Source organism: Vibrio sp. K4, assembly GCF_051122595.1.
GTDB lineage: Bacteria > Pseudomonadota > Gammaproteobacteria > Enterobacterales > Vibrionaceae > Vibrio > Vibrio owensii.
Genome location: NZ_CP178577.1, coordinates 1,213,456 through 1,227,828, shown reverse-complemented (window position 1 = coordinate 1,227,828; position 14,373 = coordinate 1,213,456). Strand labels below are relative to the sequence as shown.

General features: G+C 46.8%; 11 protein-coding genes and 1 pseudogene. 8 read left to right on the top strand and 4 right to left on the bottom strand.

The window, feature by feature from the left end; genetic code table 11:
* Positions 1-79: 79 nt before the first annotated feature.
* The 4 genes and pseudogenes from ACLIIY_RS05745 to ACLIIY_RS05730 form a co-directional block, all read left to right on the top strand.
* A pseudogene (locus ACLIIY_RS05745) lies at positions 80-1,042 on the top strand (M4 family metallopeptidase); the annotation flags it as partial.
* A gap of 180 nt (positions 1,043-1,222) precedes the next feature.
* On the top strand, positions 1,223-1,573 hold the full coding sequence (locus ACLIIY_RS05740; RefSeq protein ID WP_005442702.1) for a hypothetical protein: 351 nt from the start codon (positions 1,223-1,225) through the stop codon (positions 1,571-1,573).
* 22 nt (positions 1,574-1,595) lie between these two features.
* Positions 1,596-3,536: an alkaline phosphatase D family protein gene (locus ACLIIY_RS05735; RefSeq protein ID WP_434528285.1), complete on the top strand. Its 1,941-nt coding sequence runs from the start codon at positions 1,596-1,598 to the stop codon at positions 3,534-3,536.
* Between the two features lie 143 nt (positions 3,537-3,679).
* Entirely contained in the window at positions 3,680-4,120 is a 441-nt protein-coding gene (locus ACLIIY_RS05730) for a TerB family tellurite resistance protein (protein ID WP_005451837.1), read from the top strand.
* A gap of 222 nt (positions 4,121-4,342) precedes the next feature.
* Here the strand turns inward: ACLIIY_RS05730 and ACLIIY_RS05725 are convergent, their stop codons facing one another.
* Together ACLIIY_RS05725 and ACLIIY_RS05720 are read right to left on the bottom strand one after the other, a co-directional pair.
* The gene (locus ACLIIY_RS05725) at positions 4,343-4,873 is read right to left on the bottom strand and encodes a 3'-5' exonuclease (RefSeq protein WP_005442698.1); all 531 of its coding nucleotides are present in this window, start codon (positions 4,871-4,873) and stop codon (positions 4,343-4,345) included.
* An 82-nt stretch (positions 4,874-4,955) separates the two neighbouring features.
* A complete protein-coding gene (locus ACLIIY_RS05720; protein WP_009704264.1) occupies positions 4,956-6,497 on the bottom strand; it encodes a sensor domain-containing diguanylate cyclase in 1,542 nt (513 codons plus the stop codon).
* Between the two features lie 286 nt (positions 6,498-6,783).
* On the opposite strand from ACLIIY_RS05720, the gene ACLIIY_RS05715 reads away from it, so the two are divergent.
* The 3 genes from ACLIIY_RS05715 to ACLIIY_RS05705 are packed head-to-tail and all read left to right on the top strand — an operon-like array spanning position 6,784 to position 12,246.
* Entirely contained in the window at positions 6,784-7,416 is a 633-nt protein-coding gene (locus ACLIIY_RS05715; RefSeq protein ID WP_331405533.1) for a DUF2760 domain-containing protein, read from the top strand.
* Positions 7,416-9,380, top strand: a complete 1,965-nt coding sequence (locus ACLIIY_RS05710; RefSeq protein ID WP_039842927.1) for an Hsp70 family protein — start codon at positions 7,416-7,418, stop codon at positions 9,378-9,380. The genes ACLIIY_RS05715 and ACLIIY_RS05710 overlap by 1 nt, the downstream gene beginning before the upstream one ends.
* 55 nt (positions 9,381-9,435) lie before the next feature.
* Positions 9,436-12,246 carry an Hsp70 family protein gene (locus tag ACLIIY_RS05705; RefSeq protein ID WP_039842929.1) on the top strand — a complete coding sequence of 937 codons (2,811 nt, stop codon included), beginning with the start codon at positions 9,436-9,438 and terminating at the stop codon, positions 12,244-12,246.
* Between the two features lie 85 nt (positions 12,247-12,331).
* Here ACLIIY_RS05705 and ACLIIY_RS05700 read toward each other — a convergent pair whose 3' ends face one another.
* Positions 12,332-12,526, bottom strand: coding sequence for a hypothetical protein (locus tag ACLIIY_RS05700; protein ID WP_005377692.1), 195 nt, complete (start codon positions 12,524-12,526; stop codon positions 12,332-12,334).
* Positions 12,527-12,613: 87 nt separating this feature from the next.
* On the opposite strand from ACLIIY_RS05700, the gene ACLIIY_RS05695 reads away from it, so the two are divergent.
* The gene (locus ACLIIY_RS05695) at positions 12,614-13,300 is read left to right on the top strand and encodes a DNA-3-methyladenine glycosylase I (protein ID WP_005377694.1); all 687 of its coding nucleotides are present in this window, start codon (positions 12,614-12,616) and stop codon (positions 13,298-13,300) included.
* An 84-nt stretch (positions 13,301-13,384) separates the two neighbouring features.
* On the opposite strand, the gene ACLIIY_RS05690 is transcribed toward ACLIIY_RS05695, so the two are convergent.
* Positions 13,385-14,362, bottom strand: a complete 978-nt coding sequence (locus ACLIIY_RS05690) for a Gfo/Idh/MocA family protein (protein ID WP_434528284.1) — start codon at positions 14,360-14,362, stop codon at positions 13,385-13,387.
* Between the last annotated feature and the right edge of the window lie 11 nt (positions 14,363-14,373).

Here is a 14,373-nt window from a genome sequence, read left to right as displayed (position 1 = left end):
GGCTACGACGATTGATGGGCGTAGCCGCTCAGATCGTAGTTTCTTGATTTAGTTCCATCGAATTACGCAACAAAGCCGAATAAATGAGTCCTTTTCCGATGTCGCCGCAGCAGCACTCAGCCAATATGTGCATGGCAGCTTTAATTGGAAGATGGGCGAACACGTGATGAAATACTCGCCCGCTATGCGTTACTTCATCAACCCAAGCCATGACGGTTCCTCAATCGACCATATCAACCAATACTACAATGGCATCGATGTGCACCACAGCTCAGGCATTTTCAACAAAGCCTTCTACCATTTGGCAATGAGCCCAAATTGGAACATCAAGAAAGCATTTATTGCTTATGCGACGGCCAACCAACTTTACTGGCAACCAAACTCGAACTTTCAACAAGGTGCAGAAGGCGTTTGTAAAGCTGCACAAAAACTTGGATACGATGGCTCTGCAGTAACCTCTGCGTTCGCAGAAGTTGGTGTGCAAGTAATGAACTGCGGCGACACTCAACCAACGCCAACACCGAACCCTGATCCAGAGCAAGGGACAACAGAGTTGGAGATCAATATGCCAACACCTGTTGAAATCACACCGAATGGCGAACAACAGTTTGTATTGCGTCAGTCTCCGGCTGATGAGGTATGGGTGCAAACTTACAATGGTTACGGCAATGTCGACATGTATGTTGCAATCGACCGTCCAGCAACACTTTCTGACTACGACTGCGTTTCGACTAACCAAGGTAACCACGAGTATTGCGGTTTCAGTGGTATTAAAGGAGCAGATATCTACGTGCTCGCGGCGAACACTCAAGGCTCATCCGACGTTTACGTGGCAGTGAGCGCAGAGTTAGAAGCGCCACAACCAGAGCCGGTTCCACAAGATCAGTGTGCAGACCTAGAAGAGTGGTCTCCGTACTATTACTACCCTGCGGGCACGGCGGTGAAATACTGGGGCAATCACTTTGTCGCCTCACAAGACAACTGGGGTGCAAATCCATTCGACAACTATTGGCTATGGACTTTTGAAGGCAGCTGCCAATAACCCAGCCTCCCCCCCCTTTAACAAAGAGCTCCGAAACGAGCTCTTTTTCATTGGTTGATTACTCTGCACGCAATCAAACACGAAACGGTCAAAATTCTCTCTTCTCTCAGCAATGAGATTTAGATTTTTGCCAGATTCGCCGATACAATAGAAAACCAATGACCAAAGCCGCAGTTTATCGTGAAAGCATCCGAACTCATCTCCATAATCAACAACTTGCCGGAAGGTAGCGACCCCGATATCGTGATGGGTGAAGAATGGCTACCAGAACGCTTGGAAAGCACCACTCTTGATGGTGATATGCTGTTTATGCATTTCGATAACGCACCAGAAGATGGCCAAGGCGAAGAAGAAGGTCGCGGTTTTGTTGATCATGAAATCGACCTGATCCGTACTCGTCTACAGCAAATTCTCGATGAAGACAGCGACAGTGCATCTAAAGCCGATGCTATGTTAGGTTTATTTCTGATGGGACATGAACTTAGTAGTTCGCAAGTTATCGAAATACTCGAAGAAGATTCAGAACACTGATTCAAAATATTAAGGAACCGCTTTGCCAACATCGCTCAACACCAACGAACTTTCCTCTCTTCCTCTGATTGTTGCCGGTCCGATTTTAAGAAAAGTCACCGCAACGGAAGTGAACATTTGGTTAGTGACGACGCAACCTCTCGAAGGCTTGGTGGAAATCAGCGATGCAACCACTGGGGCGCAATATTACTCTCAACCAGTATCGGCAGAGCATCTATTACAAGTTGGTAAACGCGCTTGGGTTTGCATGCTCACGCTGCAAGGTGAGTTTCCTACCCATCAAGCATTGCGCTATCAAATTCATACCCAATCCGGTTTGCTAACCGAGTTGATGCCCCACCTAGTCTACGGTGAAGACACCGATTCAGCACAAGGTGTGGAGTTCCTAATCAGTGAAAAAGCCGATTATGTCCTGCACGGCTCGTGTCGTAACCCACATCATTTTAGTAAAGACACTCTGGTCCAAGCTGACGCAAAAGTTGCTAGCCAACCGATAGAAGACCGCCCTGATATGCTCATCATGAGCGGCGATCAAATCTATGCCGATCATGTAGCAGGTCCAATGCTGGATGCGATTGAGCAATTAGTCGAGTTACTAGGCTTGCCTGATGAAGAGTTCGCGCAAGCACCAATAAAAAACACGCAAGAACTGTATCAAAGCCCAGATTGCTTTTATGGCCGAGACAACATTCTGCCTCACTACGTGGACGATGGCAGCTTACTTAGCAAGTTCTTCCCTCATCGTGGCACTCCTATTTTCAGTTCACGTGAATGCGAAAACCATCTCATCAGTTTTGCCGAGCTGTTTGCGATGTACCTACTCGTTTGGTCTCCAGTGCCATGGACGTTAGTCAATCGTGAACGTTTATTGGAAAGAGAGTTTACAACGGGCGGAAAAGCGTTAGAGCCGAAATGGCAGCAACATTGGCGTGATGAGAAAATCCATATTGATGCGTTTGTCGAAGGCTTGGATAAAGTCCAGCGTTTACTCGCTCACGTTCCTACTTACATGATCTTTGATGACCATGACGTGACCGACGATTGGAACCTAACGGTTGGCTGGGAAAAAGCAGCCAATGAAAACCTCTTCTCACATCGCATCATCGGTAACAGCCTGATCGCTTACTGGCTGTGCCAAGGTTGGGGCAACGCGCCAGAAAAATTCAACGCCCCGTTTATGGAGCATGCGCGCCGTTACTTTGCAGAGCTGACTTCAGAATCTCAAGACGAGTTCATAAAGTACCTCTATCGTTTTGAAGATTGGCACTATACGATTCACACCTCACCAAAAGTGGTGGTATTGGATACACGTACTCGTCGTTGGCGTTCAGAATCACGCATGAATAAACCGTCGGGCTTGATGGATTGGGAAGCTTTGATTGAATTCCAACAAGAGCTGATGCATCAAGACAAAGTGATCATTGTCTCTGCTGCGCCCATGTTTGGTGTGAAGTTTATTGAGACGCTGCAACGCATCATGACCAGTTTTGGTCAGCCGCTGTTGATCGACGCGGAGAACTGGATGGCGCATCCGGGCAGTGCGAATACTTTGATCAGTATTTTCACTCACACCAAAACCCCAACTAACTTCGTGATTCTCTCTGGTGATGTACACTACTCTTTCGCCTATGACATCAAATTGCGTTTTCGCCGTAATAGTCCAAACATCTATCAGATTACGTGTAGTGGGATTAAGAACCAGTTTCCAGCGCAACTTCTGAGCGCATGTGATGCAATGGATCGTCTGCTGTATAGCCCTCGCTCGCCATTGAACTTGTTTACCAAACGTAAGCGTTTGAAGATTTTTAAACGCGCACCAAGCAACCACAATTTTTATCGACTCGTGAACCAAAGTGCGATTGGCGAGCTGAGATTGGATGAAGACGGAAAGCCAAATAATATCAGCATCTTAACGAGTGAAGGCGATTCAATCGATTTTCCGCCGACAAAGGTTGAGGAATAAATCCGCTTTTTGGCGGTCAAATACTGTATTGAGCAAAAATGTCATCTCAATCGTATGAGATCTTGATCGAATTTCATCAAGACCTTGAGATTTGCTCAAACCATTACCATCTTAAATAAATAGATAACAGCTTGGTGCTCAACATGTTTAATTCGCTTACTTCATTATTTAAACAACTTATAGAAGGCTCGGACCTTAGCCAATCCAACACGCTGTCACCCAATATGGCGATAGCCTGCTTGCTTTGTGAAGTGGCTGGTGCGGACCATCAAATCGATGAAAGAGAGCAAGCAACCAAACGCTCTTTGATCATGAAATTGCTTTCCCTAACGGAAGAAGAGACCGACACACTGCTGAATCAGGCTCAGAACCGATCGAGTGAATCGACTTCCCTTTATGACTTTACGTCTCAACTGCGTGAGCTTTCACAAGAAACCCGCTACGAACTGATTAAAAGTATGTGGGAAGTGGCGTACGCTGACGGTGAAATTGACCCATTGGAAGATGCCGTAATTCGCAAAACAGCAGAGCTACTCTACGTCGACCACAGCGACTTTATCCGAGCGAAATTGCAGTCTCAGTAAAGCGCTACCTCAATAAAATACAGCCTCAACAAAAATAAGAACCAATAAAAAACGCGCTTCATGAGCGCGTTTTTTATATCTCTAGTCTGGATTTGCCCGAATCAAACATCGTCATCTCCGCAAGAGTCTAGCCAACATTGTTGTTATTTATTAATAACTAATTTAGAGCTGGCTTATGACGAGCAGACTGAAATCCAATGAAAGATTTATGAAAACAGAAGCTTATAGCATGGTCAGTGCAAGTTTCGCCAAGTTGTATGCATCCACATAACCGGAATGCTGACGACCTTCCCACTCGATACCTTTGGCTTCTTGCGCCGCTCTGTGTCCGATACGTTTTTCTTTAAGACGATTTTGAATGCGGTACAAGGTTGCTAAGTTAATGAACTCGGTAAATGGCGCGTCAATGCCCTTTTGTTGGCATTCTTCAAGCAAGATAAGGTCATCACGTCCCCATGATGCGTAAATCTTATTGCGGCCGCCAAAGTTCTTCAGCATCGATTTGAGAACTTCTTCTAGTGGTCGACCTTGCTTTTCAATCTTACGTGGTGTGATACCCGTTAACTCGGCGCAGAACAGAGACACTTCATCGTGTTCTGGTTTCACGTAGTATTGCGCGCGCTTTACGATTTCACCTTTCGACAAATCTATTTCAGCCAAACCAACTTCAATGATCTCGCCCGTGCGACCCACGCCGTTTTCATTCCAGCAGCACATTTCTAAATCGAAGCAGACGATACGGTTATGGTTCATAGTTTGTCTTGATTCCTAACGTAAATTTGAAAGCGTGAGATTCTACCGTAACCAATCTCAAAACTCGAATTTGCTCGCTGAATTAATCGCCGATCGATACAGAGTTTCGACCATTTTCCTTACTTTGGTAGAGCTGCACGTCCATTTTGTGGAATAAACTCTCAGGATCTTCATCTTTGTGTACCGCAGCACCGATGCTCAGCGAACAAATGATTGGCGTACTTTCGTATTCAAACGGAGAGCTTGCCACTATCCCACGGAGCTTATCTAAGTAGACGGCCAACTCTTCTTTGTCCGTCACTCGCGATAAAATACAGAACTCATCACCACCTGCGCGGTAAAAGCGGTCGCCATCAAGTAGATTTGCGTTCACCAACTTGGTTACGTGCAATAACGCTTCATCCCCGGCCAAGTGCCCATATTTGTCGTTAATAAGCTTAAAACGGTCAATATCGAAGCCCACTAAAGAAAACTTAACGTCACTATTAATGTAGTGCAGTAAGTTATCGTTAAATACGCGTCGGTTCAGTAATTGGGTCAATGGATCTAACTCTGCCATGCGCTTTAGCTCCACCGTTTTATTGTCGAGCATCACCGCAAGGCGTTCCTTCTCACGCGACTGTAGATTAACGATATAGCTAATCAAGAAGGCGATAACCAAACCCGCGATGCCTGTACCATACAGTACTGAACGCTCCCACGCAGATACGGATTCAGAAAGTTTAAACTCGATGACCCAATCTCGGTTTGGCAAATGAATAGTACGGCTGATGATCTTACCGTTTAAAGCGTCCCAGTTTTCACTCTTAAACAACAGAGGATCGTCGTAAGCATCAAACCCCTTATCTTCAACCTTGACGGACATATCCAGTTCCGTTGCCGTCTTTGTGATCAGTTGGTCGAAGTAAGCCGTGCTGCGCACTACCCCAACAACGACACCAAGCAATTCTTGTTTGTCGAAGCTGAATACTGGGTGATAAACCAATAAACCGGTTTTCTCTAATGACTGGTCGTAGCCATCTTGTAATAGACGAACTTTGTCTGAAATGTTGGCTCTGTCATGAGTGATGATGTCATCTAAGATCAACTCAAAACGCAGACGTGAGGAATAAAAGCCAAGCAAAGACAGGTTGGTTGCGGTTCTTGGATAGATATCGGTCGCCACATAAGCAGGCGCATCGTCTTTAAGGATGTATCCGAATGTCTTCTCGCCATCCTTGGGTACAGTAAAGATCTGAAAGTCTGGGAAAGTTTGACGTGTTTTAGCGAGGTAACTTTCTAACTCACTCGGCTCAACACGTTGCATCCATTGTAAAGCAATCAAACTCTCTGAGCTGCCCACTACTTGCTTCGCATAGTAAGGAAATTGCGTCCAGTAAGACTTATCAACGGAGTGAAAAAAGTTCGCACCCGCACCGATGAACTCAAGATCGTTTTCTACGGCAAGTTTAAGAGATTCCGCTTGGCGGTCAGCCAAGGTATCAAAGATGGTCATGGTGTAACGCTGTTGTATTTTGTAGGCAACACCAACCATGCCAGCGGTAACGATAATGACCGTAATAAAGGCTACAATAGAAGCAGAATATCGTTTGAAAATGCTCTGTTGAGCCGTGCTATATGTCATTTCGTGTTCCACGTTTTTTGCGTGCAATGCTTCGATAATGATGGAAATACTGCGCCACATGTGGGTAAACATCAAGCAACAACGTTTGCCGCTCCGTCTAATCGTTGATTTTTCATGCTAATCATGCGGTATATTCACGAATTATTACAGTCTTAAGCCTTGAATATGCTACCATCCACCATCATTTTAATGTCTAAACTTGGTGCAGGTCGCAAAGACGATCCTTTTAGTAAACACATGAGCCAATACTGAGCACCAATAAATCAATAGAAAGAGAAAAAACGTCATGAACATTGATTTGAACCTAATTCCTCAAACGTTCGATATGCTGCATGCTGGTTTGGCAGCTTCGAGTGTTTTGCTTCTTCTGATCGCGGTATCGCGCAAATCAAAAGTAGTCGAGAAAGTGGTAGAAAAACCGGTCGAGAAAATCGTCGAGGTTGAGAAGCCAGTTGAGAAGATCGTTGAAGTAGAAAAAGTAGTGGAAGTAGAGAAAGTCGTAGAGCGTGTTGTAGAAGTTGAATCAAAACTTGCAACTGCATCAACGGACTCTGCAATGCAGCTGCTTTCTATCATGCAACAAGAAGCTCGTCTGGTTGACTTCCTAAAAGAAGACCTAACGTCATTCTCTGATGAAGAAGTAGGCGCAGCCGCTCGCGTAATCCACACTGGCGGTCAGAAAGTACTGAACGACTACGTGACGCTAGCGCACGTTCGTAACGAAGACGAAGAAACTCGCATTACGGTTGAAGAAGGCTTCAACCCACAAGAAATCCGCCTAACTGGCAACGTAACAGGCAGCGCGCCATTCAACGGCACGCTAGTTCACAAAGGTTGGAAAGCAACATCAATGACGTTGCCTAAACTGGCTGAGAACTACGATGCATCTGTGATCGCTCCAGCTGAGGTTGAGCTGTAATGGAACACATGAACCAAGAAAACCATTCTCAAGAAGCGTCTGTTGAAACTCAACAGACGCCTAAATTCAGTGTTGGTATCGACTTAGGTACAACACACTGTGTCATGTCTTTTGTTGATACACACAACGAAGACGCTCGCGTTGAAGTGATGCCTATCCCGCAGCTTACTGCACCGGGCACGGTAGAGACTCGCAGCCAATTAGGCTCTTTCCTTTACCAGCCGCACGAGCACGAAATGAACCCGCAATCACGCGTTCTTCCGTGGTCGAGCGAGCCAAAAGCTCTAGTTGGTGCAATTGCACGTAACCTAGGTTCGAAAACGCCAATTCGCCTTGTTGCAAGTGCGAAATCTTGGCTTTGCCACGCAGGTGTGAATCGTCGTGATGCCTTCCTACCAGCAGGTAGCCCAGAAGAAGTGGAAAAAGTATCCCCTCTTCGCGCGACAGAGCTTTACCTAGAGCATCTAAAAGACGCTTGGAATCACGCGAATCCAAATCACAACCTTGCCGATCAAGACGTAACTATTACAGTTCCTGCTTCTTTTGATCCTGCTGCTCGCGATCTAACTGCAGAAGCAGCACGTAACGTTGGCTTTGTGCACCTAACGCTTCTAGAAGAGCCACAAGCTGCGCTTTACAACTGGATCGACAACAGTAACGACAAATGGCGCGACGAAGTTGAAGTTGGCGACATCGTGCTTGTGGTCGATATCGGTGGTGGTACAACCGACCTTTCTTTGGTTGAAGTAACTGAAGACGATGGCAACCTAACTCTGAACCGCATCGCGGTAGGTGAACACATCCTACTTGGCGGTGACAACATGGATCTTGCACTTGCGTACCGCTTGAAGATGAAGCTAGCGCAAGAAGGCAAAGAGCTACAGCCATGGCAAGTTCAGGCGATGACGCACGCATGTCGTGACGCGAAAGAAGCGCTATTGAACGACAGCGAACTTCAGTCAGTACCAATCGTAGTACCAAGCCGTGGTTCTAAACTGCTTGGCGCAACGCTGAAAACAGAACTGACTCAAGAAGAAGTACAACAAACACTGGTTGACGGCTTCTTCCCTCAAGTTGCGATTACGGACCACCCTGTTCAACGTAACCGTGGTGCACTAACGCAAATGGGTCTGCCTTACGCACAAGATGCAGGCATTACTCGTCATATCGCTGCGTTCTTGTCTAAGCAAGCTAATGCCCTTTCTGCTTCAGGAAATGGCGCAGAAGCAGCAGCTCAAGATTTCAATCCATTCGCTAACATGCCTGGTATGCCAGGTGCGGATGCAGCCCAATCAGCTGACTTCATCAAGCCAACCGCAATCCTATTCAACGGTGGTGTTCTGAAATCGAAACTTCTAGCAACTCGTCTAGAAGACACGATCAACGAATGGCTAATTGAAGCAGATGCTGAAATGGCAAAACGCCTAACAGGTGTGGATCTAGACCTTGCAGTTGCTAGCGGAGCGGCTTACTACGGCTCTGTGCGTCGTGGTCAAGGCGTTCGTATCCGTGGTGGTATTGCTTCTGCGTACTACGTGGGTATCGAAAGTGCGATGCCAGCGATTCCGGGCATGGCGCCTCCAATGGAAGCACTTTGTGTTGCACCATTTGGTATGGAAGAAGGTTCAAGCGTTGACGTACCAAGCCAAGAGTTTGGTTTGATCATTGGTCAGCCGGTTAACTTCCAATTCTTCGGCTCAACCGTTCGTCGTGATGACCTAGCGGGTACTCACCTAGACTACTGGGCACCAGAAGAGCTCGAAGAGCTACCAGAAATCCAAGTAACGCTGCCAGTATCTGAAGGTCGTCGTGAAGGTGAAGTGGTTCCAGTAACCCTAGCTTCTCGCGTGACTGAGCTTGGTACGCTTTACTTAGAAGCCATTGCCGCTGATAACGGTCAAAAATGGCATGTTGAGTTCGATGTGCGCGAAGACGCGAAAAGCAACTCAAACGAAGAAGAATAAATAGAAATCAAACGGCATCCAATCGGGTGCCGTTTTTAAATACACGAAGGTTTGTATGGCATCTCCTCGTTTTCTTGTTGGTATTGACCTTGGCACCACAAACACTGTGGTGGCGTATTGTGAAATCACCGACAACCTTGAACAATCCGAAGTATCCCTATTCGACATCGACCAATTGATTGGTCCCGGTGAAGTGGTTCGTAAACCATTGCTGCCCTCTTTCCGCTATCACCCTGCGGTTGGTCAAATCTCCCCTTCTGACCTAACACTCCCTTGGGAAAACGAACCTGTCTCTGGCGACATTAGTAATGTGATCGTGGGTGAATGGGCTCGTGAATTAGGCGCTAAGGTGGAAGGACGTCAGGTATCCAGTGCTAAAAGCTGGCTATCACACCAAGCCGTGGATCGTAGCTCAGACATTCTTCCTTGGGCTGGCGCGCAAGACGTAGATAAAGTATCTCCCGTCATTGCCAGCGCAAGCTACCTCAACCACATTCGCCAAGCATGGAACTACCGTCATCCTAGCAATAAGCTAGAAGACCAAGATGTGGTTGTGACCGTTCCAGCGTCATTCGATGAAACCGCTCGTAAGCTCACGCTTGAAGCCGCTGAGTTGGCAGGTTTGAAAAAAATCGTCCTGCTCGAAGAACCACAAGCCGTATGTTACGACTGGTACGCACGCCACCAGCAAACCGCAGCTGATGAACTCAAAGAGTTACCGCTGATTCTGGTGTGTGATGTGGGCGGTGGTACTACCGACTTGAGCTTGATTGAAGCCAGTTTCTCTTCTCAAGATGAACTAGCCCTTGATCGTATTGGTGTTGGCGAACACTTGATGCTTGGTGGTGATAACCTCGATTTAGCATTAGCACACCTTGCAGAGAGCCGCTTCAACCAAAGTAAGAAGCTCACTGCAGCAAGCCTAACTAAGCTGATTCAGCAAACTCGCAAGGCGAAAGAGAACCTGCTTTCAGCGAGTGCACCTGAAGAAGTGAAAATCACCATGCTGGGCAGCGGCTCTAAACTTCTTGGCGGAACAAAGAGTATTGGGCTGAGCAAACAAGAAGTGCACCAAATCGCTTTGGATGGCTTCTTCCCGCTTTCTGATTTCAGTGAAGTACCAGACAAACGCCGCAGCGCCGTTGTCGAGTTTGGTCTTCCATACGTTGCTGACCCAGCAGTGAGCAAACACGTTGCCGAGTTCTTAACTCAGCACCAACAAGTTGCTCGTGCCGCTCTTGGCATTGAAGACGACAAACAAAATGCCATTCCAGTCGGTTTGCTACTCAACGGTGGTGTGTTCAACAGTGAACTTGTGACTGAGCGTGTCACTACCCTCCTTTCCGATTGGCGAGGCGCTCCGGTTACGGTATTGGATAACCCACATCCAGATTGGTCTGTTGCACTAGGTGCTGTTGCGTTTGGTAAAGCACGTCGTGGTGCACAACTAAAAATTGGTGGTGGTGCAGCGCGTTCTTACTTCTTGCATCTTCAAGAAAAGAACAAGATGGGCAAAGCGCTCTGTTTGCTCGCAAAAGGTACAGAAGAAGGACACGAGATCCGCTTAAGTGGTCGTCGTTTCTCGCTTACCTTGGGTGAACCCGTTCGCTTTAACCTGCTGACCTCTACCCACGACACCTTAACCAATAACACCGCTATTCAAAACGGTGTGATGGTGGACGTTGATCCTGACTTATTTGCTCCTCTGCCGCCTTATATCACCACCCTTGAAGGTGAAGGCGCCGAGCTACAAGCCAACCAGAAAGAGCGTGTAGAAGTGCAACTGGCGTGTCAGTTGACTGAAGTCGGCACACTTAAGATGGAATGTGTCAGCGCAGAAGACGATAGCAAACGTTGGGAGCTGGAGTTCGAAGTTCGTAACAAGCAAACCGACGACAGCGAGCAAGTTAAGCTTCACCCTAAACTGAACGAATGTAAGGAGCTGATCGCTCGCCTTTACAGCGGTAATAAGAAAAGCGCGGAAAGTAAAGAGATCAAAACCTTAGCCAAAGATCTTGAGAAGAAACTGGGCAAACGTGATGAATGGGATTTCACTACCCTACGTCAACTGTTCGATACCTTTGCACAAGGTCGTAAGCGTCGCCGTCGTTCTGAACAACACGAGAAAAACTGGCTTCGTTTGGCAGGTTTTGCACTGCGTCCGGGCTTTGGCGATCCAACCGACTCATGGCGCATTGAGCAAGTTTGGGGTCTCTACCAGCAAAACATTCAGTTTAAGAACCATCAAGGTTGGACTGACTGGTGGGTTTTCTGGCGTCGTATTGCCGGTGGTTTAAGCCAAGAGCAACAAGAGACCATCTTGGCGGACATCGCGAAATACCTACACCCTGGCGCGATGAAAAACCCACAATCAGCCAAAGCAGCGCAAGATATGGGTTACGAGTCGATGGTACGTTTGTCAGCCTCTCTGGAGCATTTAGAAGTCGAAGACAAGGTTCTATTGGCTACGTGGTTCTTGAGCAAAGCCATCAACCACAACCAGTTCGAACAAGCACACTGGTGGGCAATGGGTCGCTTGGCATCACGTACGCCTTTGTATGGCAGTCAGCATAACGTCGTCCCTCGTGAACAAGCGGAACAATGGTTGCCTAAGCTGTTAGAACAGAACTGGCAGAAAGAGCCAATGATCGCGTTTGCAGCTGTTATGATTTGTCGTAAGACGGGCGACCGACTATTCGATATCTCTGACGACTACCGTGAGCAAGTGCTGGCTAAGTTGAAACAAAGCAAGGTGCCTGAATCTTGGGTATCATTGGTTGAAGAAGTCAAAGAGCTATCTGAGAGCGAATCGAAGCGTATCTTTGGTGATGCACTGCCAAGCGGTCTGACGCTGGTAAACAACTAAGCTCACATGCATATAAACGTAACAAAGCCCTTCGAGTGAAGGGCTTTGTTTTATCTGATTCTACTTGCTGACGAAAGGCGACTCGTTAGTTCATTTCCGTATTGATCACCACATCGCGCGTTTCATTATCCATATCACTGATGCCGACCACTGAGATTTCACGGTCAGATAAATTCTCAATCATGCTGTCTTCTAACCCACCGTCCGTCATCCACGCATAGAATTTTTCTGCAATACGATCCGAACCTTCCCCGACAAACGTTAATGTGACCTTCTTCATTTGTGACACTCCATCAATTTACGATTCAGCCACTTATAGCGTAGTATGTTTCGCAAATATCGACATAAACTAGGACTAACTTCTTTTATGAGTATCGAAAAATTTGACGCGATTTATCAGCGTGCTGCTGAGCGTAAAGGTGGTGAAGATCAACTTGAAGCGCTTTTGTCTCATCCACTAAGCAAAGAGGAACTGGCTGCGATTCCAGATGACCGTTGGCTGGCCGCTTTTTCGATGAAGGTATTCCAAAGTGGCATTTCATGGAGCGTGGTTCGCAACAAGTGGCCGAACTTCGAAGAAGTGTTTTTCGGATTTAAGATTGAGCCGCTGTTGATGCTGTCAGACGAGCAATGGGAAACCAAAGCAACCGACAAACGTATCATTCGCCACCTCACTAAAGTCATGTCGATTCCTGCCAACGCACGTATGATCCACGAAGCAAAAATCGAATACGGCTCGTTTGGCAAAATGGTTGCCGATTGGCCGCAAGAGAAAATCACCGACCTATGGGCGTATTTGAAGAAACGCGGCAATCGCCTAGGCGGAAATACTGGCCCTTACACACTGCGTCAAATGGGCGTTGATACCTTCATCTTGTCTAGCGACGTTGAAGCTTACCTGCGTAATTGCAAGATCATTGAAGGTGGCAAAGATACGAAAAAATCGCTCGATGCAACCAACAAAGCGTTTGTTCAATGGCAGCAAGAAAGTGGCAGAAGCCTGTCTGAGATCAGCCAAATTATTGCGTTCAGCACCGGCGATAACCGTATTTAATCCAGACTGAACACAAAACAATAACGGCGCACTAATCATTATATTTAGTGTGCCGTTTTTATGTTCATTGGTTCAAGTACAGACTTACTTTGAAGTCAGTGATTCCCACTCCGTCAGTAGCTGCATAATACGATGAGAATCGTCCCATGTTGCACAAGGGTTCTCTAACGAGGTAAACCCCGCTTCAACCGCTTGGCGAACATTACGGACTTGATAGAAGAAAGCGTCTCCACCTGCCGATACAGACACTTCACGCTTCGACGTCTCGTAAATTTCCACACTAAACTGGTTTTCTTGCGTTGGTAGCCATGGATTTGAATCTAACGTAATACAACCTTTGCTACCCAGAATGGTGAATTGGTGTTTCAATCCATGATCTTCGGCAGTGTGTACGCTCGCCGTTTGTTGCTCACCAAATTGCATCATCAAGTTCGACTCGCAGATGTTCCCATCATTACCTCGTCGGCCTATCGCCGTCATAGAGCGGTTTCCAAAGGCTTGTTCACCCAACATGGTTTTCACCACCAAATGCATCAATGACATTGGGTAGCAGCCCAAGTTATACAAAGCACCTTTGCTGTCTGGGTTCACAAACTGTGCAATCGACGCAATATAAGAAGTATGAATCGAGCGAAGTTCACCAATCTCTCCCGATTTAAGCACCGAAACCAACTCGCTGATCAATGGGTGATGCAAGTACATCAAACCTTCAGCAAAGAATACCTTGTGCGTTTCGACTGCTTTTAGTGCCAACTCGGCTTTTTTCATATCTACCGACAGTGACTTTTCACACAGAATCGCTTTCCCTTGCTCTGCCGCTTTAACGATAAAGTCATGATGAAGGTGATTTGGCAATGCGATGTAAATAATGTCGACTTGCTCATCGGCAATCAACGCATCGTAATCGGTGAACGTATTCTCGATGCCATATTGCTCAGCAAATGCCTTTAAGTTTTGTTTCGAACGCCCAGCAACCGCGTACAGTTCACTCTTGTCATCACCTTGGATTGCTTCAGCCATGACACCTGAGATAAAGCTTGTACCTAAAATGCCCCATTTCATCTTCACGTCTC